This is a genomic window from Streptomyces sp. NBC_01268 (assembly GCF_036240795.1).
GTDB lineage: Bacteria > Actinomycetota > Actinomycetes > Streptomycetales > Streptomycetaceae > Streptomyces.
In genome coordinates, this window is sequence record NZ_CP108454.1 from 6,343,819 (window position 1) to 6,365,963 (window position 22,145).

General features: G+C 74.1%; 18 protein-coding genes. 2 read left to right on the top strand and 16 right to left on the bottom strand.

The features are described from left to right. Positions 1-46: 46 nt before the first annotated feature. The 12 genes from OG309_RS28530 to OG309_RS28585 form a co-directional block, all read right to left on the bottom strand. On the bottom strand, positions 47-1,249 hold the full coding sequence (locus OG309_RS28530) for an LLM class flavin-dependent oxidoreductase (protein ID WP_329428588.1): 1,203 nt from the start codon (positions 1,247-1,249) through the stop codon (positions 47-49). Beyond that, entirely contained in the window at positions 1,243-2,583 is a 1,341-nt protein-coding gene (locus OG309_RS28535; protein WP_329425054.1) for an NtaA/DmoA family FMN-dependent monooxygenase, read from the bottom strand. The genes OG309_RS28530 and OG309_RS28535 overlap by 7 nt, the downstream gene beginning before the upstream one ends. Positions 2,584-2,723: 140 nt before the next feature. Beyond that, positions 2,724-3,638, bottom strand: coding sequence for a fumarylacetoacetate (FAA) hydrolase (locus OG309_RS28540; RefSeq protein ID WP_329425055.1), 915 nt, complete (start codon positions 3,636-3,638; stop codon positions 2,724-2,726). A 102-nt stretch (positions 3,639-3,740) separates the two neighbouring features. Then, positions 3,741-5,033: a pyridoxal phosphate-dependent aminotransferase gene (locus OG309_RS28545; protein WP_329425057.1), complete on the bottom strand. Its 1,293-nt coding sequence runs from the start codon at positions 5,031-5,033 to the stop codon at positions 3,741-3,743. A gap of 113 nt (positions 5,034-5,146) precedes the next feature. Further along, on the bottom strand, positions 5,147-6,907 hold the full coding sequence (locus tag OG309_RS28550) for an AMP-binding protein (RefSeq protein WP_329425058.1): 1,761 nt from the start codon (positions 6,905-6,907) through the stop codon (positions 5,147-5,149). Then, on the bottom strand, positions 6,904-8,040 hold the full coding sequence (locus OG309_RS28555) for a Glu/Leu/Phe/Val dehydrogenase dimerization domain-containing protein (RefSeq protein WP_329425060.1): 1,137 nt from the start codon (positions 8,038-8,040) through the stop codon (positions 6,904-6,906). Before OG309_RS28555 ends, OG309_RS28550 begins: the two co-directional genes overlap by 4 nt. 52 nt (positions 8,041-8,092) lie before the next feature. Beyond that, complete coding sequence (locus OG309_RS28560; RefSeq protein ID WP_329425062.1) at positions 8,093-8,656, bottom strand: type 1 glutamine amidotransferase; 564 nt, start codon at positions 8,654-8,656, stop codon at positions 8,093-8,095. A 14-nt stretch (positions 8,657-8,670) separates the two neighbouring features. Continuing rightward, positions 8,671-9,507, bottom strand: coding sequence for an amino acid kinase family protein (locus tag OG309_RS28565; protein WP_329425063.1), 837 nt, complete (start codon positions 9,505-9,507; stop codon positions 8,671-8,673). Then, the gene (gene argC / locus OG309_RS28570) at positions 9,504-10,592 is read right to left on the bottom strand and encodes an N-acetyl-gamma-glutamyl-phosphate reductase (RefSeq protein WP_329425065.1); all 1,089 of its coding nucleotides are present in this window, start codon (positions 10,590-10,592) and stop codon (positions 9,504-9,506) included. The genes OG309_RS28565 and argC overlap by 4 nt, the downstream gene beginning before the upstream one ends. Continuing rightward, positions 10,589-11,440 (bottom strand): ATP-grasp domain-containing protein, encoded by an 852-nt coding sequence (locus OG309_RS28575; RefSeq protein ID WP_329425067.1) that lies wholly within the window; start codon positions 11,438-11,440, stop codon positions 10,589-10,591. Before OG309_RS28575 ends, argC begins: the two co-directional genes overlap by 4 nt. A 1-nt stretch (position 11,441) precedes the next feature. Beyond that, a complete protein-coding gene (locus OG309_RS28580) occupies positions 11,442-11,627 on the bottom strand; it encodes a lysine biosynthesis protein LysW (protein ID WP_329425069.1) in 186 nt (61 codons plus the stop codon). A 76-nt stretch (positions 11,628-11,703) separates the two neighbouring features. After that, positions 11,704-12,855, bottom strand: a complete 1,152-nt coding sequence (locus OG309_RS28585) for a LeuA family protein (RefSeq protein ID WP_329425070.1) — start codon at positions 12,853-12,855, stop codon at positions 11,704-11,706. A 236-nt stretch (positions 12,856-13,091) separates the two neighbouring features. On the opposite strand from OG309_RS28585, the gene OG309_RS28590 reads away from it, so the two are divergent. Then, positions 13,092-13,877 (top strand): maleate cis-trans isomerase family protein, encoded by a 786-nt coding sequence (locus tag OG309_RS28590; protein WP_329425072.1) that lies wholly within the window; start codon positions 13,092-13,094, stop codon positions 13,875-13,877. Between the two features lie 43 nt (positions 13,878-13,920). Here OG309_RS28590 and OG309_RS28595 read toward each other — a convergent pair whose 3' ends face one another. From OG309_RS28595 to OG309_RS28610, 4 genes are all read right to left on the bottom strand, one after another. After that, the gene (locus OG309_RS28595; protein WP_329425074.1) at positions 13,921-14,622 is read right to left on the bottom strand and encodes a response regulator transcription factor; all 702 of its coding nucleotides are present in this window, start codon (positions 14,620-14,622) and stop codon (positions 13,921-13,923) included. Between the two features lie 18 nt (positions 14,623-14,640). Beyond that, the gene (locus OG309_RS28600) at positions 14,641-15,867 is read right to left on the bottom strand and encodes an IS701 family transposase (protein WP_329425076.1); all 1,227 of its coding nucleotides are present in this window, start codon (positions 15,865-15,867) and stop codon (positions 14,641-14,643) included. 510 nt (positions 15,868-16,377) lie between these two features. Then, a complete protein-coding gene (locus OG309_RS28605; protein ID WP_329425078.1) occupies positions 16,378-17,610 on the bottom strand; it encodes an MFS transporter in 1,233 nt (410 codons plus the stop codon). Positions 17,611-17,802: 192 nt separating this feature from the next. Then, positions 17,803-18,351, bottom strand: a complete 549-nt coding sequence (locus OG309_RS28610) for an SDR family oxidoreductase (protein ID WP_329425079.1) — start codon at positions 18,349-18,351, stop codon at positions 17,803-17,805. Positions 18,352-18,497: 146 nt separating this feature from the next. Between OG309_RS28610 and OG309_RS28615 the strand changes: the two genes are divergently transcribed. After that, positions 18,498-22,142, top strand: coding sequence for an AfsR/SARP family transcriptional regulator (locus OG309_RS28615; RefSeq protein WP_329425081.1), 3,645 nt, complete (start codon positions 18,498-18,500; stop codon positions 22,140-22,142). Positions 22,143-22,145: the final 3 nt, after the last annotated feature.

Sequence of the window (22,145 nt, forward strand, 5' to 3'; positions counted from 1 at the left end):
CACGCGGGGGGCCCGGGCCCGACCGCCCAAGGCCCCCCGCGCACCCTCACCCCCGCGCGTACCGGCTGACCGGCCGCTCCAGCCCCAGGTGGCCCCGCAGGGTGCTCGCCGTGTAGGCGGTGCGGAAGGCGCCGCGGTGCTGGAGTTCGGGGACGAGGGCGCGGGTGATCTGCTCCAGGTCGTGGGGCAGGGTCGCGGGCCGGAGGCGGAAGCCGTCGAAGCCGAGGGGCTGCCAGTCGAGCAGGAGGTCGGCGAGGGCGGCCGGGGTGCCGGTGAAGATGTGCGCGTCGGAGGCGAGTTCGGCACCGGCCAGGGCGTCGAGCCCGTCCTTGCGGGCCCTGGCGGCGGCCTCGGTGTCGTCCAGCACGACCACCAGGTCGGCGAAGCGCTTCAGCGGCCGGGCGGCCAGGTCGCGGCCGGTGACGCGGACCGCGGCGTCGACCTCGACCAGGATGCGGCGGGCGTCCGCCGCGTCGTCGGGCGTGACGAACACCAGGTCCGAGGCGCGGGCCGCGAACTCGTACGGCGTCGACGCGTGCGCCAGGCTCGCCACGAGCGGCTGGCCCTGCGGCGGGCGCGGGGTGATCGACGGGCCCCGCACGCTGAAGAGCGGGCCCTGGAAGTCGACGGCGTGCAGCTTGGCACGGTCCACGAACCGGCCCGTCGCCGTGTCCCGTATCTCCGCGTCGTCCTCCCAGCTGTCCCACAGGCGCCGCGCCACCTCCACCACGTCGGCGGCCTCCGCGAACAGCGGGCGCAGGCGGGCGGCGATGCCCTCCTCGCTCCGCACGTCCTCGTCGGTCAGCTGCGGGGTGGTGCGCCGGCCGAAGTGCCGCGCGTCGGCGGCGCGGGAGGCTATCTGCGGACGCCAGCCGGCCCGGCCCCGGGCGGCGTGGTCGAGGGTCGCGATGCCGATCGCGACGTGAAAAGGCTCGGTGTGGGTGACGTTCGTCGTCGGCACGAGGCCGACGTGGCGGGTCAGCGGGGCCACCCGGGCCGCCACCAGGACGGCGTCCAGGCCGCCCCTGACCTGGTCGGTGCGGTCGTCGGGGCGGTGGAACGCCGCCGACTGCTGGCCCAGGGCGTCCTCCAGCGTGACGAAGTCGAGCAGTCCGCGCTCGGCCTCGATGACCAGATCCGCCCAGTAGCCGGGCGAGAACAGCTCCGCCGGGCGGGCGTCCGGAGCCCGCCAGGCCGCCGGATGCCAACCCGCGCCGTCCAGGGCGACAGCCAGGTGCAGGGTCACGATGCCTCCTTGGGGGACGTGGGGGCGCCGAGGCCCAGGTGCTCGCGGAGCGTCGTGCCCGCGTACTCCTCGCGGAAGACGCCCTTCTCCTGGAGCAGCGGGACCACCCGGTCCACCACGTCGTCCAGGCCGCCGGGCGTGAGATGCGGTACGAGGACGAAGCCGTCGGCGCCGTCGCTCTGCACGAAGTGGTCGATCGCGTCGGCGACCGTGCGCGGGCTGCCCACGAACGTCTGGCCGCCGTGCACCTCGATCATCAGCTCGCGGATGCTCAGCGAGCGCTCCTCGGCCAGCTTCCGCCACCGCCGAGCCGTCTCCTCCCGGCCTTTCCGGAACACCGAATGCCCCTTCAGGACCAGGGATTCGGGCTCCGGGTCGACGTCGGGCAGCCGGCCGTCCGGGTCGTAGCCGGACAGGTCCCGGCCCCACACACCCTCCAGGTGCGCGATCGCCGTCTGCGGGCTCACCTGGGCGCGGGTGATCTCGTCGGCGTACGCGACCGCCTCCTCGTCCGTGTCGGCGACGACCGCCGTCGCGGTGGGCAGGATCTTCAACTGATCATGCGTGCGGCCGTACTTCGCCAGCCGGGACTTCACGTCCGCGTAGAACGCGCGCGCCTCCTCCAGCCGGCTGTACTTGCTGAAGATCACGTCCGCGTCCGACGCGGCGAACTCCCGGCCCGCGTCCGACTCCCCGGCCTGGATGACCACCGGGTGCCCCTGCGGGCCGCGCGGGGTGGTGAACCGGCCCTCGATGTCGAAGTGCCGCCCGTGGTGCGCGAAGCGGCCCGCGCCCGCCCGCACGAACTGCCCGGCGTCGGCGTCGGCGACGACGTCGCCCTCCGCCCAGCTGTCCCACAACTCCCGTGCCGTACGCAGGAACTCGGCGGCCCGCGTGTAGCGGTCGGCCTCGTCGAGGAAGCCGCCGCGGCGGAAGTTCTCGCCGGTGAAGGCGTCGTAGCTGGTGACCACGTTCCAGGCGGCGCGCCCGCCGCTCAGCAGGTCCAGGCTCGCGAGCCTGCGCGCCACCTCGTACGGCTCGTTGAACGTGGCGTTCACGGTGCCGGCCAGACCGAGCCGGTCGGTGACGGCCGCGAGGGCGGCGAGCACCGTCAGGTTCTCCGGGCGGCCCACCACGTCGAGGTCGTAGATCTCCCCCTTGTGCTCGCGCAGCCGCAGCCCCTCGGCGAGGAAGAAGAAGTCGAACCTGCCGCGTTCGGCCGCCTGTGCCAGCCGGATGAAGGAGTCGATGGAGATCTGGCTCTCGGAACGCGGGTCCGACCAGACGGTCACGTTGTGGATGGCCGGCAGTTGCACCGCGAGGTGTACCTGTTTCACCGTGCCTCCTCCTTCTCGGTTCTGGGGATGGGGGCCGGTCTGCTGAAACGAGCCTGCCTGGACACCTGTACGAGTGCCCAGGCCGACCGGCGCTGTTTCATGAGCTGTTCACGGGGCGGGGCGTCCGCTCCGCCGCGCCGTCACGAAAGACGGGCGGGGCTCACGTACTTGACCGCGTTCTCGAAGGCGACGCCGTGGCTCTTCACGTCGATCGCGATGCGGTCCCCGTCCGCGATCCGGAACCCGTCGTGGAAGCTGGCCTCGTCCGCCCCGAGCAGCACGTAGTTGACGAGTCCGGGCCGCCGCACCGCCGGGAACGAGAACAGGTGCTCCACCATGTCCTTCACCCGGAAGTACAGCGCGTCGCCGCCGCAGTCGAAGCTGCCCTCCCAGGCGGTCGCGCCGTCCCGCGAGATGGTCACCCGCCCGTTCACCGAGCGCGGCGGCTCGCCCAGGAACAGCCAGGGCGCCAGGGCCGTGTCGCACAGCTTGCAGTACGGGTTGTAGCCCGGGTCCTTGCGGTGCAGGCCGATGTCGCACAGGTCGTTGCCGAAGGTGTAGCCGGCGTAGTGCGGGGTGCCGTCGGCGTCGTTGACGTAGACGAGGGCGACCTCGGGCTCCTCGATCAGCGCCACCGGGTTCGCCGGCACGTTCAGCGTCTCGCCGGGCAGCCGCACCCAGTCGCCGAAGCCCTTGAAGAACCACTTCGGCGGCGTGAACTCCCCGCCCTCCGGCTGGGTCTCGCCGCCCCACTTCTTCCGGTGCGTGCCCATGAAGCCGCTCAGCAGCGCGTTGCCGGTGGCCGTCGGCAGCAGCGGCGGGAGCAGCCGCAGCTCCGCGTCGTCGGCGGCCACGATGACGCCCGTCGCGCCCTCGGTGACGGCCGCCCGGACGGCGTCAGCCGAACCGTCGGTGGCGATGAAGGCCGCGGCCAGCTGCCCGTCGGCCACCGGGTACAGGGTGTGGGCGGCGCCCGGCTCCCCGGGCGCGCCGAAGCCGACGTGACGCTCGCCGCGGTACAGGGCCTCGAAGAGGGTGGGGGTCGGAAGGGTCATGGGATGGGCCTCCTGAACGTTCATGAGAGACATGGGGAAGGGGGGAAGGAAGGGGGGAGGGCGGGGAAGGGGCCGCCTCGTCGGCGTCGGCGGGCGCGTCGGTCACGGGGCGGCTGTGGCCGTCAGGGACGCCACCGCCTCGCCCACCCACGCCACCGCGTCCCGGATCCACGGCAGTGCCAGCGGGTCCGGTGCCGCGAGGGCGGCGAGACGCTGCTCGTCGGTGTCGCCGTACAGTCGGCTGGTCGCCACCCGGATCCGCAGGGCCTCGGCGGGTTCGCCGAAGGCGCTCGCCGGGAGCACGCCCACCCCGTGGCGGTCGCTGAGGAAGCGGGCGAGGTCGTCGCCGCCGTGGACGGCGTGGACGCGGGCGAGTCGTTCGCGGAGCGGAAGGAAGTCCGGGTAGAGGTAGCAGGTCGCCCGGACCGGGGCGAGCCGGGCGCCCGCCGCCGTGAAGTGCCCGGCGACCGCGCGGACCACCGTCTCGTGCAGCCGACGGCTCGCCGCGATGTGCGCGGTCACCTCCGGCGGCTCACCGAACGCGTACGCCGCCACCGTCTGCACGGGGGCCGGCGGGCTGGACCAGATCTGGCTGGCGACCGACACGAGACGGGAGTGCAGCTCCCCGCCGAGCTCGCCGTCCGGGAGCCGGGCGACGCCCGTGCGCCAGCCGCCCAGGGCCAGGTTCTTGGTGAGCCCGGTGGTCACGACGGTCCGTTCGGGCGCGTGCAGGGCGGGGGACTCGGCGGGCGCCCCCGTGTCGTACACGAGGTCGCCGTAGATCTCGTCCGACACCACCACCAGGTCGAGCTCCCGGGCCACCGCCGCCAGCCGCCGCACGGTGCCGGGCGAGGCGATCGTGCCGGTCGGGTTGTCCGGCACCGTCACCACCACCGCCCGGGGGTCGCGCCCGGCGGCCCGCGCCGCGAGCACCGCCTCGCGCAGCAGCTCCGGATCGGGCACCCCGCCCTCGCCCGGAGGCGTCGGTACGGGGACGGGGTTCGCCCCCGCGAGCCGTGCCTGGGCCGCGTAGCTGACCCAGCTCGGCACCGGCACCACCACGTCCCCGCCGATCGCGAGCAGCAGCGCGAACAGCAGCGACTTGCTGCCCGGACCGGCCACCACCCGCCCCGGGTCCACGCCGATCCCGCGCCGCGACCAGTACCCGGCGGCGGCCTCCCGCAGCGCCCGGCTGCCGGGCACGGGACCGTACGCGTTCTCGTCGGCCGCGGCCGCGAGGCGCTCCCGCAGGGCGGGCAGCACCGGCAGGCCGATCTCCCCGCTGGCCATGGACAGGACCCGCTCCCCGGCCAGCCGCCGGCGGGCGAGCGCCTCGTCGGCGGCCAGGGTCGCGGACATCGCGACGGGGGCGGGCGGGGGTGGGGGCGGGGCCATGTCACGCTCCAGGGAAGAGGAGGAGGGGAGCCGGCGGGGAGCCGGAGGGGCGGTCGGAGGGAGGCGGGAGTCGGCGGCGTGTGCCCTGCGGCGCGGGCGCCGCCGGGTCCGGGTCAGCCGGTCGCGGCCGGCTGCGGTCCGTACCGCTGCCGCAGCTCCACCTTCCGGACCTTGCCGGTCAGCGTCTTGGGCAGCGCGGGCAGGAGTTCCACCCGGTCCGGAAGGAACCGGGCGTCCTGCCCCGCGGCGAGGAGATGGGCGCGGACCTCGTCGAGGGTCGGGCCACCGTCCGCGGAAGCGGCGTCCGGAACCACCACGGCGCAGATCACCGTGCCCCCGCCCCCCGCGGCCCCGGCACTGCCCGCGGCCCCGGCACTGCCCGCGGCCCCGGCACCGTCCGCGGCACCGCCCGCGGCGCCCGGCAGCCCCACCAGTGCGGCCTCGACCGCCTTCGGGTGCGAGCCGATCACCGCTTCCAGCTCCGTCATCGGCGCCACCACCCCGTCCCGGACGATCGCGTCGCGCGCCCGCCCGATGATGCGGATGCCGCCCCGGCCGTCGTCCCGCGCGAGGTCCCCGGTGTCGAACCAGCCGTCCTCGCCGAACTCCGCCGCGAACGCCTCCTCGCGCCGGTAGTAGCCGAGCGCGAGCGAGGCCCCGCGCACCCGCAGCCGGCCCACGCCGCCGCCCGCGCCCTCGGCGTCGACCCGGGTCTCCATGGCGTCGATGGCGCGCCCGTTGCTGTGCGCCGCCCAGTCCTCGGGGTCCGTGGGCCGGGTCATCGTCACGGGGCCGTTCTCCGACATGCCCCACAACGAGTACGTACGGGCCCCGAGGGCCGCGTGGACCTCGTCGGCCAGCTCTGCGAGCACCGGCGCCGAGCCGATCACCACGTGCCGCAGCGTGCCGGTGTCCCGCTTCTCCGCCCGCTGCGAGGCGACGACGTCCGCGAGGGTCGCCGGCGGCCCGTACAGGAGGGTGGCGCGGTAGCGCTCGACCAGGTCGAGCAGCGCCTCGTTCTTCCGTACGTCCTGGAAGGCGACGGTCCCGCCGAGCATGACGCCCGCGAGGACGCCCTGCGCGAAGCCCGAGTAGTGGACGAGCGGGGTCGACACGGCGGCCACCCAGTCGTCGCCGAGCCCGAAGGCCTCGACGTAGCCGCGGACCGCCGAGTGGACGGTGTTCTGGCTGTGCAGCACGCCCTTCGACTCGCCTGTGGTGCCGGAGGTGAACAGCACCACGAACGGCTCGTCGGCGGTGAGCGGCGGCCGGCCGGCCAGGGTCCCGGCGGCCTCGGGGGCCTCCTCCCGGGCGGCGGCCACGAACTGCTCGTGGAAGGAGAGCGCGCCCTCGGGGACCGGGCCGTCCACGACCAGCACCTGCTCCAGGGTGGGAAGTTCGCCCTTGAGCCGGGTCGCGATCTCGGCCAGGGGCGTGCCCGACCACTCGGGGAGCGTGACGCACACGCGGGCCCCGGTGAGGCCGAAGCGGTGCCGCAGCTCCTCCTCGGGACAGATCGGCGAGATCGGGCAGATGACGGCGCCGACCCGCATGCACGCGAACATCAGCGGCACCATCTCCCAGCGGTTGGGGAGCTGGACGGCGACGAAGTCGCCCCGCCGCACGCCGAGTTCGATCAGCGCCAGCGCGAAACGGTCGGTCAGCGCGGCCAGTTCCGCGAAGTCGAGCGTGTCCGTACGGGACTCGGCGATCCGGCGGCCGGCGATGGCCGGCTTGTGGGGCCGCTCGCGCGCCTGCCGGTACAGGTCGTCGAGGAAGGTCTCGTCCCGCCACCAGCCCCGGCGCCGGTACTCGGCGCCGACGGCGGGGTCCCGTTCGGCGAGGGAAGGGCTTCCGGTCGGGGCGGACGTCATCCCAGCAGCTCCTTGCGGCGCGTGGCCAGGAGCTCCGGCAGGGGGTCGCCCGCGCGGCCGTCCGCGATCTCCAGGAGGTCCCGGGTGTTCTGCCGCACCCGGTCGCCGACCCAGTCGAACACCCACGCCTTGCGGGCGTCCGCCGCCAGGTCGAAGGGGACGACCCGGGTGACGGCCAGGGCCGCCGAGGCCGCGCCGCCGATGTTGGCGATCACGCCCGGCACCAGCGTGCCGCCCGAGGCCGCGACCTTCTCCTTCGCCGCGGCGGTCGAGGCGAGGTTCGCGCCCTCGACGACCAGGCCGGCCTTCAGGCGGTGGGCGTTCTCCGCGGTGAGCGCGTACTTCTGCGCGGCGAGGATCAGCAGGTCCGCCGGCACGTCGAGCCAGGCGTCCGGAGTGGTGGACACCGTGACGCCCTGCGGGAGGCGCGCGCGGTCGATGCGCCCGAAGTCGTCGGTGATGGCGACGAGTTCGTCGACCGGGAGCCGGTCGGCGCTGATCGTGCCCTGGACGTCGGCGACGCCCACGACGATGTGCCCGCGCTCCTCCAGGAAGCGCGCCACGGCCCGGCCGACCGCGCCGAAGCCCTGGACGACGACCCGGGCGGCCTCGGTGCGGCCGCGGGCCTCCAGGGCGGTCAGCGCGGCGACGCCGACGCCGTGCCCGGTGCAGTCGATCAGCGGCTCGTAGTACGTGCGCCAGTCGATCGGCATGTCGGGCGCGCCGAGCCGGAAGCGCGGGTCGTAGCCGGCCTCGTCGAAGAAGACCGCCCGGTCGGCGGGGGTGACGCCCATGTCGATGCCGAGGTGGATCCCGCCGTGCAGCAGCGGCTTCACGGTGCGCCCGAAGGTGCGGAAGGTCCGCTCGCGGTCGGCGCCCTCGGAGTTGCCGGCATCCGCGACGATGCCCGCCTTCGCGCCGCCGATGCGCAGGCCCGCGAGGGTGAACTTGTCGGTCATGTCGCGGGCGAGGCCGGCCACCTCCTCCTCGGTGACCCCGGTCGTCATCCGGGTGCCGCCCATCGCGAGGCCGTCGACGAGCGTGTCGACGACCACCCAGCCCTTGATCGCACCGCGGCTGCCGTTGAGGTGAACGGTGAACGCGGGCTCCTGCGGGTTCTCCACAGCGCTCATGTGACACGTCCTTGTGTAGGTAGGTGAGTTGACGTGACCGCCGGTGCGGAGGTCACTGGTAGAGCCCGGCGAAGCCGCGCAGGATCTCCAGGCCGTCGGGGCGGAACTCCACGTGCGCCTGGGAGCCGAGGATCCGCCCGTCGTCCGAGCGGAGGAACTCGACGGGCGCGTGCTCGGAGCGCCCGATGGAGCGGAAGCCCGCGGGGGCCTCCTGGAGGTAGAGGGTGTGCCGGTGGAAGACCGTCACGGTCTCCTCGACGTGGGCGAACAGCGGCTCCCGCTTGTCGACCTTCGCCTCGTGGCCGCCGACCCGCTGCGGCCCCTCGGCGAGCCGGCCGCCGTTGGCGACGGCGATGATCTGCATCCCGCCGCAGATGCCGTAGACGGGGACGTCGCTGCCCATGACGAGGTCGATGAGCGGCCGGTAGTAGTCCGTGTCGTAGGCCCGTACCTTCGTTCCGCTGAGCACGATGGCCTGGTGGCGGCCGTCGAGCCGGGCGGGCACGGACGCCGCGTCGACGACGTCGGTGTCCGAGCCCAGCTCCTCGAAGCGGGCGCGCAGCTGTTTCAGGGACAGGGTCCCGTTGTTGACGACGAGTACCCGGGGTTGCGCCATGGTGCCTTCGCTCCTCAGCTTCGCGTGATGACGGTGCCGGTACGGCCGGCGAGCAGGTCGCTGACGTCGGCCGCGCCGATGACGACCCGCGCCACGCCGCCGTCCAGCGCCTCGCCGGCGGCCCGCAGCTTCTTCCGCATGCCGCCGGTGGCGCCCTTGTCGCGGAAGGCGGCCGCCTTCCGCGCGTCGATCCGGGACACCGGCTCGCCGTCGATCAGCAGGTGGGCGACGTCCGTGACCAGGACCAGGTCGGTCGCGCCGGTCGCCGCGGCGAGGGCGGCGGCGGCCCGGTCGGCGTCGGTGTTCACCTCCTGGCCGGCGGCGTTCCTGGCCAGCGGGGTGACCAGGTGGGCGTGGCCCGGGCGGAGCTCCTTGAGGAGGGCCGGGTTCACGCCGCTGATCGGCCCGACCAGGTTCTCCAGCTCGACGAGCTGCTTCTCCCGCCACCACCAGCGCTCGCCCTCGGCAGCGCTGACCAGGCCGTCGCTGCCGAGCAGCCGCTCGCCGGTGATGCCGCGCGCGGAGAGCCGGGCGAAGACCTCCTCGGCCATCGTGGCGCTGACCGTCTTGATGTCCTCGATCACCTCGGGGGTGGTCCAGCGGCTCTGGTTGCCGTAGCGGTCGCGGAGCACCGCGGACGGCTCGCTGTAGCGCGGGCTGAGCCGCTTGAGCGGCTTGGACCAGCCGTGCACGAGGACCAGCGGATGCCGGGCGCCGTACGCGGCGAGGTCGTCCCACCAGGCGCCGGACAGGTCGTCCAGGCAGCTGCCGCCCAGCTTGACGACGGTCGGGACGACGGTGGGAACGACGGTCGGGTCGGTCGGGTCCGCGGGGGGCGTGGACGCGCTCATGCCGGCATCACCGGCTGCATGGTCAGCCCCGTCTCCTCGGGCAGCCCGAAGCGCAGGTTCGCCGCCTGCACGGCCTGGCCCGCGGCGCCCTTGACCAGGTTGTCCAGCGCCGAGAGCACGACGATCCGGCCGTCGTCCTCGTCGTACAGGACCGTCACGTCGCAGAAGTTGGAGCCCAGCACCGCCTGCGGGTCCGGCACCGGGATCAGCGTCTCGTTGTGCCGGCGTACGCGGACGAAGCGGTGCTCCTTGTAGAAGCGCAGGTAGGCCCGCTGCAGTTCGCGCTGGTCGACGGCCGTGTCCGTGAACACGTAGCTGCTGGTCAGCAGCCCGCGGACATGGGAGACGCCGTACGCGGACATGCTCAGCGAGCCGATCGAACCCGGCTTGCTCCGGTCCAGGAAGTCCCGCACCTCACCCGCGTGCCGGTGCCCGGTCGGGGCGTACGGGGCGATGGCGCCGCTGCGGAAGGGGTGCAGGTCCGCCGTGCGCAGCTGGAGCCCGCCGCCGCTGGACCCGCTCTTGCCGTCCACCACGACCGTCCTCAGGTCGAGCCCGAGGCCGAGGGTGAGCGGCGCGAGGCCGAGGGTGATGGCGGTGGCGTAGCAGCCGGGCAGCGAGATCAGCGCCGCGTCGGGCAGCTGGTCCTTGACCAGTTCGGGCACGCCGTAGACGAAGCGGTCGGCGAGGTCGGCGCGCCTGCTGACCTTCGGGTACCACCGGTCGTGCAGTTCGGGGGTACGGATCCGGAAGGCGCCGCTGAGGTCGACGACGGCCGGGACCCGGTCGGCGAGGAGCGCCGAGAGCTCGGCGGAGACCGGGGCCGGGGTGGCGAGGAAGATCACGTCGAGCGAGTCGGCGAGCTCGTCGACCGTGTCCTCGGTGACCTTGCGGACGGTCAGTCCGCCGAAGTCGAGCCGCAGTCCGGGGTGGAGCTCGGACGGGCGACGGCCGATGTTCGAGGAGCCGCCGAGGAAGGCCAGCTCCAGGTCGGGGTGCTGGGTGATCAGCCGGATGAGTTCGCCGCCGGCGAGCCCGGAGGCGCCGACGACGCCCGCGCGGATCGGGCGGGTGGTGCGCGTCATGCGAGCAGCTCCTGGAGGTAGGCGCCGACGGCGGCCGGGATGTCCGCGCCGGTCGCGGAGGCCACGGCCCGGAAGCCGGGGGCGTGATTGACCTCGTTGACGACGTAGCCGTCGGGCGTGCGGAACAGGTCGACCCCGTAGATGCCGGGGCCGAGTTCGCCCACCACCCCGTCGACGATCTTCAGCACGTCCGGGTCGTGGGCCACGGCGCGGCTGCTGTTGCCGAGCGCCGCGTTGTTGCGCCAGTCGGTGCCGGCGCTCTCGAACTCGGCCGCGCCGACCACCTCGTGGCCGACGACGAGGCAGCGCACGGAGGTGCCGCCGCCCATGTACGGCTCGACGAGGCAGGCCTGCTCGAAGGCGTGGCCGAGGTCCTCGACGTAGTCGTACACCGACTGGGCGAGGTCGGAGTCCCTGATCAGCGTGACCCGCTTGCCCATGCCGCCGAAGACCGGCTTGAGGACCAGCGGCGGCGACAGCTCGGCGACGGCCCGCTCGAAGTCCTTGCGGGAGAGCGCGAGCCGGAACTCGGGCACGGGCACCCCGGCCCTGCGCAGCTCGGCCCGCAGGACGGCCTTGTTCTCGCAGACGTGGATCGCCCGCGCGGAGTTGAGCACCCGCGCCCCGGCGGCCTCGGCGAGCGTGGCGACGAGGCCGCCGCGGGTGTAGCTGCGGCTGCGGACCAGCAGGGCGTCGTAGCCCTTGAGGGAGGGAGCGTCCTCGTGGCCGAGGGTGAGGGACTCGTCGTTGACCCACTCGACGGTCAGGCCGAAGTCCGGGCCGGCCTGGATCAGCTTGCGCTCCTCCCAGCTGATCCGGTCGGCGACGATCGCGATGCGCCGGGTCATCTCACTGACCCCAGTCGCGCAGCTGCACCTCGACCATCTCCAGCGTGAGAGTGCCGTCCTGGACGGCCTCCACGCGCAGGGTGAGCATGCACTCGGGGCACGAGAGGGTCTCGCCCTCGCCGATCGGGGGCACGGTCAGATCGGTCTCGCACTCGGGGCAGACGCCGGTGAGGGTGGCGGTGGACATGGGAGGACTCCCTTTCGGGGTGGATGGGTTGAGACGGGGACTGAAGAGTCGAGCGGCCCCGCGGGTTCAGCGGCGCTCAGGCGGCCTGGAAGTCGATCGCGGCCTTGCGGATCGCGTCCCGGTCGAGCAGCGGCGCGCCGGAGTTCTCCTGGCGCTCGGTGAGCCAGGGGGTGAAGGCGTCCACGTCGACGAAGACGCCCGAGCCGTCCAGCGCCCACTTGACGAGCGCCGGGGTGAGCCGGGTGCGGACCAGCAGCTCGCGGGAGTTGCCGACGAGTTCGGCGGGCAGCGTCTCGTACGCCTCGGGGTGGGTGAGCTGGCCGGGGAGTTCGTACGCGAAGGCGTGCGAGGTGGTCGGCCCGGACTGGAAGGCCTCGCCGAGCCCGGCGCCCTTGAGGGCGATGCGGGACAGCTCGGTGAGGTGGGTCAGGTCGAAGCGGGTGTCGTCGTGGATCACCCGCAGGGAGGTGAGCAGTTCGGCCAGCGGGGCGTTGCCGCCGCGCTCGCCGATGCCGCCGACGGTCGCCGAGATCCACTGGGCGCCCGCCCGGACGGCGGCGAGGGAGTTGGCGACGGCCATGCCCAGCATGTTGTGGGAGTGGATCTCGATCTCGGACCCGTCGATCTCGGTGAGGTCGCCGATCACCTCCTCCATTTGCCAGGGCGAGAGGTACGCGACGGTCTCGGCCAGCCGGAACCGGTCGGCACCGGCCTCGAAGCCGGCCGTGACGTACGGGACGAGCCGCTCGCGCGGGGTGCGGGCACCGTCCTCGCCGCTGAAGGTGACGTGGAAGCCGCGCTCCTTGGCCTGTGTGATCGCCGAACGGGCCAGTGTCTGCAGGAACTTGGCGCTCGGCGAGCCCAGCTTCAGCTTGGCGTGCTGCTCGGAGGTCGGGATCGAGTACATGATGTGGCGCACGCCGAGCCGTTCGGCCTCGTCGAGGGCCCGCGCGACCTGCTGGCGGTCCCGCACCACGACGAGCGTCATGCTCCGCTCGGGGGTGACGGCCTCGTGGGTGGCGAGCACCAGGTCGGCGTCCTTCGAGCCGGGGCCCGACACCATGCCGACCTCGACCAGCTCGACGCCCGTCCTCACGAGCAGGTCGGCGATGGCCGCGGCGTCCTCGGGGCCGAACTCGACGCCCGCCATGTGCGCCGAATCCCGCAGCGTCGCATCGGATATGCGGGGGAGGTGGGGGAGCGCCTCCGGCCTTTCTCCTGCTGCCATTTCCTCACTCCTTGTCGGGGGTGATCACCACACTCCAGCGAATGCATGTAAGAAACAAGGGGATTCGGGTCAGGGCTCTGTGGGGGAATGTCAAGCAGTGTCAGGAACGAAAGGACGTGCAAGGGAACGCAAGGTGGAGTGAGGACGCGTAAGGGCGTGCAAGGCTGTTGTGAGCGGCATGTCTTTTCCTTCGCCTTACGCTGCCGGTCCGGCCGGACGCGCCCTACTGTGCGGGCATGGACCTTTTCTCGCTGCCCCGACTCGGCGTCGTCGTACCGCCGGAGAACCCGACGGCGGAACCGGAGTTCAACCGGTTGCTGGGCGCCGGAATGCACGTGTACACCTCCCGGTTCCCCACGACCCCCGGCGTGGGGCTCAAGGAGATGCTGGAGACCTACAACCGGGTGCTGCCCGACACGCTCGCGGGCTTCGGCGCCATGCGCCTGGAAGCCGCCGTCGTGGCGTGCAGCGCCTCGCACTACCTCCTCGACCCGGACGGGGACCTCGCCCTGTGCGAGGAGCTCTCGCACGGCGCCGGCTTCCCCGTGCGCTCCTCCACACAGGCGATCCTGGCCGCGTGCGAGGCGCTCGACGTGCGGCGGCTGACCCTCGTCTCCCCGTACCAGCCGTGGCTCACCGAGGTCTCGCGGGCCTTCTGGGAGCGGGCCGGGCTCACCGTCGACGAGGTCGTCCTGGTCCCGGCCGGGCGCACCCCCGACGGTGCCGAGCACTTCGACCCGTACGAGGTCACCGCCGACCGGATAGGCGAGCGCATACGGACCCACCTGCAGGAACGCCCGCTCCCCGAAGGGTCCGCCCTCCTGTTCACCGGTACCGGCATGGGCACCCTCGCCGCCCTGACGGAGCTCGCCGGCCGGCCGGACACGGCCGGCCGGCCGCTGCTCTCCTCGAACCTGGCGTCCGCGTGGTGGGCGCTGCGGGCGGCGGGCGCGCCGGCCGGGGAGGCGCACCCGCTGGTGCGCCGGCTGGAGGCGCAGGTGGAGCTGGCGACGGCGCGCTGACCGGGGGCCTCGGGTCGGCCCGGACGGGGCCGGCCCCGCGGCCTCAGCTGGCCTCCGCCTCCGGGACGCGCGCGGACGGCGAGTGGTGCCCCATCCGGTAGCCGACCCCGCGGACCGTGAGGATCCAGCGGCTGCAGCCCAGCTTGGCGCGCAGGGTGCTCACATGGGTGTCGATGGTCCGGCTGGTGGTGGCCCATTCGCTGCCCCACACCTTGGCCATCAGTTCCTTCCGGGAGATCACCGTCCCGGAATGCGAGGCGAGCACGTGAAGCAGCTCGAATTCCTTCGACGTGACGTCGACGAGTCGGTCGCGGAGCCGTACTTCCCGGGCTCGCGGATCGATGTGCAGAGGGCCGAGGGAAATCACCTCGGGCGGCGCGGAGAGGGGGCGGCGGGCCCGGCGCAGAACGGCTTCGACGCGTGCCGCGATCTCCCGGAAACCCCAGGTCTGCGCGACACAGTCGTCCGCGCCCGCTTTCAGTGCGAGCACCCGCTCCAATTCGTCGTCGCGGCGGGTGAAGGCGATGAGCGGGACATCGCTTTCGGCGCGCAGGTTGCGGCAGACCTCGATGCCGTCGACATCGGGCAGTTCGAGCGAGAGCAGCACCAGGTCGGCCTCGCGGTAGGTGCGCAGGGCGTGTGCCCCGCTGTCCACGCTGCGGGCGGCGAAGCCCTGGCGGCGCAGATCGCGCACGAGCGATGCGGCGGAGGAGGCTTCCCGCTCCACCACGAGTACGTTTCTCATCGGATCGGGCCCTTCTCGTCAGCCCGCTGCCCGGGCCGGCACGGGGGTGGGGCTGCGGGACGGCGGGGCGGGGACGCTGCCGCGCCGGCGCAGGTGCTGGTACGCGTAGGCGGCGGAGGTCATCGTCATGTGGTGGTGCCATCCGGGGTAGGAACGGCCTTCGAAATCCAGTACGCCGAACCGTTCCTGCAGCGCGGTGACGGTCGAGCGGACGGTGGCACGGCTGCGCATCAGCGCCAGGATCCGTTCCACCCGCCGGTCGGCGAGGCTGGTGATCCAGTACCGGGCGGGTCGCAGCCCGTCGGGGTCGGGAAGTTCGAGCAGCCGGTAGCCGCGCGCGGCGCCGTCGGTGCCGACCGCGCGCAACGGGAACCGCACCGTACCGGCGTAGGTGTAGAGAGGGGCCCGCGCGGCGCTCCGGAGACGCGGATCGGGAGCCTGGCGGGTCATCACGTACGGCTGACGCGCGTTGCGTTCGTCCATCAGGCCGCCCACGGTGGTCACCGTCGGGGTGCGGCGTCCGCCGATCACGACCTGGCCCGGGTTCACCTCGCACAGGATGTCCGCCCGGTGCCGGGCGAGCCCGGCCAGCACCCCGCTCGCGTCCTCGCTGCGGGACAGGTCGAGCACCCAGGGCAGCCGGGGCAGCCGGGGGTGCGCCGCGGTCCCCGCCGCGTAGTCGAGCACGCAGGCGCCGAACGACCGCGCGGTCTCCTCGTCCGGGATCCGCGCCCGCAGCCGGCGCTCCTGGTCCCAGCCCCACGGGCCGTCGAGCACCAGGCTCCAGTCGACCGGGTAGCAGTGGGTGTCCGTGACGAGGAAGAGTCCCACCGCGCGCTGGCAGTTGACGGTCCGACCGCTCTCCGCGTCCAGCCGCCGGTGCACCCCCACCGAGTGTTCGCCGCGCTTGGGGATGAGGAGCTCCGTGGCGGTCCAGGCGTACGGGGCCGCGCCCGCCGCCACCCGCAGGGCGAGTCTCCTGCGCACCGGCTCCCAGTCCCAGGTGCTCGCGTTGATGAACTGGTGCAGGCTGTGCGCCGCCGCCGGCGGTAACCGCTCGGTGCGGGCCATGCTCTTCGGCGTCTTCCGCCCCGAGACGTGGATCAGGCCCCGTAGGTACGCCCGGGCCCAGCGGCGTTGCTCGGCCCTGTGGAGGGGTCTGAAGATCTCGTCGAGGAACATCCGCATGCGCGCTTCCTCGTCCCCCATGGTCGCGCGTGCCGTGCCCGAGATGCTTGACGACATGTGACGCTACGCCCCCTCGTACTTGCTTCGCTCGCACCCGAGTCGGTGCCCTGCGTTCCGTACGAAGCCCAAAAATACCGTCTCGAAGGAAAATTTCACGACGGCGTCGGCGACTTTGCTCATTCGCCCTCTGACCTGCGGAAACACCCTCGGTTCAGGGGTATGGGAGACCCTCTCCCGGCACCGCGCGGCGGTGCGTGGCCGGGTGCCTGAGATCGGCGTGAACCGCGCCCCCCGGGCCCGCATCCGCTGGTCACACGACTGTGCCGCGAGGGGCGTCGAAGGGGGTGGGACAGGTGTTCGGGCGCACGTGTCAACAGCTCGTGAACAATCCGCCGCGAGACGTCAGCGAGACGTCAGCGAGGCGTCAGTGAGACGTCCGCGAAGCCGCCGAAGGCCCGGGGGACGGATGCCTTCGGCGGCTGCTCGGGGCGCCCCGTGGCCGGCCGTGCTCTGCCGGTCGGGGCGGTCGTCGACGGGGCGACGACGATCAGTCGGTGGCGACGACGATCAGTCGGTGGGGCGCTTGGCGGGGAAGCCGTGGGCGCGGGCGGCCAGGACCACCACGAGCACCGGAGCCAGGAGCAGCAGCACCGTCCACGGGAAGGAGTCGCTGCCGACGGCGTCGAGCAGGACACCGCCGATGATGCCGCCGCCCGCCATGGCCACGTTCCACAGCGTGACGAGCATCGCCTGTGCGGAGTCGGCCTGTTCGCCGCCCGCGTCCGCGACCGCCGTCTGCAGCAGGGTCGGCACCCCGCCCCAGCCCAGACCCCACAGGGCCGCCGCGACGTAGACCAGAGCCGTGTTGTCGGAGAGCACCGCGAGCAGCGCCGCCGCCACGGCGACGAGCAGGGTGCTCGCGACCGTCAGCGCACGCAGCCGGCGGTGGATCTGCGCGCCCACGATCCAGATGCTGGCGAGCGAGGCGCCACCGAAGACCAGCAGTACCAGATCGGTGCTGCCGCCCAGTCCCAGGTCGTCGAGGAACGTGGCGATGTACGCGTACAGGATGGTGTGCGCGAGGACGAAGACCAGCGTCACGAACAGCACCGGGCTGACTCCCGGCACCTTCAGGGCGCGCAGCATCTTCGGCCGCTCGCCCGCTTCCTGGCCCGGGTAGTCCGGCACGGCGGCGGAGATCCACAGGAGCAGCAGGACCGTGAGGCCGGTCATCGCGAAGAAGGCGACCCGCCAGCCCAGTTGGGAGCCGATGAAGGTGCCGGCGGGGACGCCGAGCGAGAGCGCCACCGGGATGCCGGCCATGGCGATGGCGATGGCCTTGCCCTGGAGGTGGACGGGCGACATGCGCCGCGCGTAACCGGCGAGCAGCGCCCAGGCCAGACCGGCGGCCACACCCGCGACGAAGCGCGCGACCATCGTCACGCCGTACACGGACGACACGGCCGTGACCGTGTTGGCCACGGCGAAGCCCGCCATGGCGGTGAGCAGCAGCCGCTTGCGCCGCCAGCGCGCGGTGGCCGCGGTGAGCGGGATCGCGGTCAGGGCGGTGCCGAGCGCGTAGATGGTGACCGTCTGGCCGGTCGCCGACTCGCTGACGTTCAGGTCCTGGCTCATCGCGGGCAGCAGGCCGGCGGGCAGGGTCTCGGTGAGGCTGGTGATGAAGACGGCGGTCGCCAGGGCGAGCAGGGCGAACAGCGGCAGCTTCTGCGGCTCGCCGCCCTCGCCCGCCGCCGTCGGTGGCGAGGCGGGAGCGGCGGTGGTGTCGGGTGAGGTGCTCATCTGGTGTGCTCCGGTGAAGGGAGGGGGCGGGGGCGGGGTCGGGGATCGGGGATCGGGGCCGAGGGCCGGGGAGAGAGGGGACAGGGGACAGAAGCCGGGGGAGAGAGGGACGGGCGCGGAGGCCGGGGGAGAGAGGGACGGGCGCGGAGGCCGGGGGAGAGAGTGACGGGGACTTGACGGATTCCGTGCGGCCTACGAGGGGCCGAGGCCTCCGTCCACGGGGAGCTGGGCGCCCGTCGTGAAGGTCGCCTCGGTGGCGAGGAAGAGCGCGGCGCGGGCGACTTCCTCCGCGGAGCCGAGGCGCCCGAGCGGAGGCAGCGGCGAGGCGACGGCCGGCGCCGCCTCGATACAGCCCGGGGCCACGGCGTTGACCCGGATGCCGCGCGGCGCCAGCTCTCCCGCGAGGGCCCGGACGGCGGCCGGAGACGGGGCGGGCGCGGTGAGCACCACGGCGCCGCCGTCCCTGAGCAGCCGCAGCAGGGGCCGGGCGGTGGCGACGGCGTCCGCGAAGAGGAGGTCCGGGCCGTCCAGGTCGGCCGGGGCCGCGTCGAAGGAGCCGTCGGGGCTCTCGACGACACGGGCGGCGGAGCCCAGTTCGGTCCGGGCGTGGGCGCTCTCGGCCGCCGTGCGGGCGGTCAGCAGCACGCGCGCGCCGCCCTCCACCAGCCGCTTGGCGATGGCCAGGCCGATGCCGGTGTCCTGGCCGACGACGACGGCCCTCCTGCCCGCGTACCTGGTCATGACCGCCGCTCCCTTCCGCCGCCTGGCGAGTCGTTTCTCCGACTGTGCGCCCGGCCGCTTCGGGGACGCTTCGGATGCGCTGACGGTCGGCTGACGGGTTCGCGGGCGCGCGCGTACCGCCGTGGGGGAGGGGTACGGTGATCGACATGCGCTTTGGGGTACTGGGACCGCTCGTGGTGTGGGACGACGAGGGCGCGGCGGTCACGGTCCCCGAGGTCAAGGTCCGGGCCCTGCTCGCGGACCTGCTGGCCCACGACGGGGACCCCGTCTCCGTCGACCGCCTCGTCCAGGACCTGTGGGGCGACGAACCGCCCGGCAAGCCCACGGGTGCCCTCCAGGCCAAGGTCTCCCAGCTCCGCCGGGTCATCGGCCGCGACCGCGTCGTCCACCAGGCCCCCGGCTACCGGCTCCGGCTCGACCGGGCGGCCCACGAGGTCGACGCCGACCGCTTCCGCGCCCTGGTGGCGGAGGCCCGCACCGTACGGGACCCGCGCGGGCGGGCCGCGCTGCTGACCGACGCCCTGGACCTGTGGCGGGGCCCCGCGTACGCGGACTTCGCCGACGAGGAGTTCGTACGGGGAGCCGCCCAGCGCCTCGCCGAGCAGCGGCTCTCCGTCCTGGAGGAACAGGCCGAGGCCCGGCTCCTGGCGGGCGACCACGTGCTGCTCGCCGGCGAACTCGCCGCTCTGGTCGACCGGTACCCGCTCCGGGAACGCCTCCGCGCGGTCCAGATGCGGGCCCTCTACCTGGCCGGCCGCCAGAGCGACGCCCTGGCCACGTACGCGGACCTCCGCGCCCGCCTGTCCGAGGAGCTCGGCGTCGACCCGGGCCCGGCCCTGACCGCCCTCCACCAGGCGGTGCTCCGCCAGGACCCGCGCCTGGGGGAGGGCGGCGGACCGGCGGTGCCGCCGCTGGGGAAGGGGGACGAGGCTCCTGCTCCTTCCGCGCCCGCTTCTGCGCCGGCCGGCGACGAAACCTCCGCTTCTCGGCCGCCGGGTCCCGAGGCCTCCGCGTCCCCTTCTCTGCCGTCCGGCCCCGAAACCCCGGTACCGGCCCAGTCGGGCCCCGGGACCGCGAGGGGAGTCGGATCCGGCACCGGGCCCGGGACCGAGTCGGGGACCGGGTCCGGGGCGGGGTCCGGGGCGGGGTCCGGGACGGGATCTGCGACCGGGTCCGGGACGGGATCCGGGACGGGATCTGCGACCGGGTCCGGGACGGGATCTGCGTACGGCGCCGGCTCCCCCTCCCCCTCCCCCTCCAACCTCCCCATACCCCTCACCCACCTCATCGGCCGCGCGGAGGCCGTCACACAGGTGACCCGGCTGCTGAGCGGCACCCGGCTGGTGACGCTCACCGGGGCCGGGGGCGTCGGCAAGACGCGGCTGGCCGTGGCAGCGGCGGCGGAGGAGGCGGGGCGTTCGGACCGGGCCGAACTGCCGGACGGAGTCTGGCTCGTGGAGTTCGCGGGCGTACGCGACGGCACGGCGGCCGACCTCGCGCAGGTCGTCGCCGCCACCCTCGGCATCCGGGACGACGCCCCGACGGCGCTGCCCGGCACGGGCGCCGGAGCGGCGGGCGCGCCCTCGCCCGCGCACCGGCTCGCGACCGCCCTGCGGGACCGCCGGACCCTGCTGGTCCTGGACAACTGCGAGCACGTGGTGGACGCGGCGGTGGAGCTCGCCGAACTGCTGTTGCGGACGGCGCCCGGCCTGCGGGTCCTCGCCACCAGCCAGGAGCCGCTGGGCCTGGCGGGCGAGGCGGTGTTCCCGGTGGAGCCGCTGGGCACGGACGACGCCGTGCGCCTGTTCGGCGAGCGGGCCTCCGACCGCGATCCCGCCTTCCCGCGCGACCCGGGCGCGGTCGACCCCGCCGACCGAGCGGCCGTCGCCGAGATCTGCCGCCGCCTGGACGGCATCCCGCTGGCCCTCGAACTGGCCGCGACCCGCGTACGGGCGCTCGGAGTGCAGGAGTTGGCGGCGCGGCTCGGTGACCGCTTCCGGGTGCTGAACTCCCGCCAGCGCGGCGCGCCCGCGCGGCAGCAGACCCTGCGGGCCGTCATCGACTGGAGCTGGGAGCTGCTGAGCGCGCCCGAACGCATCGTGCTGCGCCGCCTCGCCGTGCACCGCGACGGCTGCGACCTGGCCGCGGCGGAGGCGACGTGCGCGGGGGACGGGGTGACCTGCGACGAGGTGCTCGACCTGGTGACGCGGCTGGTGGACCGCTCCCTCGTGGTGGTCGTGGACGGCCCCACGGGGCGGCGCTACCGGCTCCTGGAGTCGGTGGCCGCGTACGCGACCGAGCGGCTGCACGAGATGGCGGACCTGGCCGCGGTGCGCGACCGCCACCTGCGCCACTACCTCGCCCTGGCCGAACGCGCCGAACCCCACCTGCGCGGCGCGGGCCAGCGCACCTGGCTCATCCGGCTGGACGCGGAGGCGGGCAACCTGCGGGCGGCCCTGGACGAGGCGGTGCGCCGCGCGACGCAGGCACCGCCGGACGCCCAAGCCGCAGGTCACCCCCACCCCGCCGACGAGGCCGTACGGCTCGCGAGCGCGCTGGCCTGGTGGTGGCTGCTGCGCGGGCGGCTCGCCGAGGGGCGGCGGAGCCTGTCCGCGGCGCTCGCCACGCCCTCCGGCACCGGCGGCGGCGCCACCGAACTCGCCCTTCTCCACGGCGCCTTCGCGCTGCTCACGGGCGACCACGCCGAGGCCTGCGCGCTGGACGACACCGTCGCGACCGCCGACGGCGTGCCCGACCCCGTACGCAGGGCGCGTGCCCTGTGGCTCTGCGCGTACGGCCTGTTCAGCGTGGGCGACCCGGTCGCGAGCGAGGCGCTGAACACCCGGGCCCTGACGCTCTTCGACGAGGCGGGCGAACAGTGGGGCACCGCCGCCGCACTCGGCCTGCGCGCCACGCTCGCAATGGTCGGCGGGGACCTGGCCGGACTGGGCCGCGACGGTCTGCGCGGTGCGGCCCTCTTCCGGGAACTCGGCGACCGCTGGGGAGAGCTGCAGACCGTGTCACCGCTCGCCACCCTCGCCGAGATCAAGGGCGACTACGCGGAAGCCGCCCGCCGCCAGCGTGAAGGTCTCGCCATCGCCCGCGAGTTGGGCCTGGAGGCCGAGGTGTCGGCCCGCCTGTCCGGGCTCGGCCGGCTCGCGCTGCTCGCCCACGACTGGGAACGGGGCCGGGACCTGCACGAACAGGCCCGCCGGATCGCCGCCGAACAGGGCTACAAGTACGGGGAGATCCACTCCGAGATGGGCCTCGCGCTCGGCGCCCGCCGCTCCGGCGACCTCGACGCCGCCGAGGCGCACCTGCTGCGCATCCGGGACGGCTACGCCGAGCTGTCCTCCGAGGCGGGCGACCACCTGCTCCTCGCGGAGTTCGGCTTCCTCGCCGAACTCCGCGGCGACGCGCGCGGATCCGCCGCCCACCACCTGCGCGGCTGGGCCGTGGCCCGCTCCCTGGGCGAACCCCGCGCCCTGGCCCTCTCCCTGGAGGGCCTCGCGGGCGCGGCCCTCCTCACCGCGGACCCCCCGACCGGCCCGGCGTCCGCCGCCCTCCTGCTCGGCGCGGCCGACGCGGCCCGCCGAGGCGTGGGCGCCCCCCTCCCGCCCGCCGAACGCGGCGACGTGGACCGCATCGCGCACGCGGCCCTCGCGGCCCTGGGCGAGACGGCGTACGCGACCGGCTTCGAGCGAGGGGCAGGACTGGGCCCGCACGACGCCGTACGACAGGTGGGCGACGCACTCGCCTGGCCGACCGGGCCGGGGGCCTCGCCCGCCTGACGC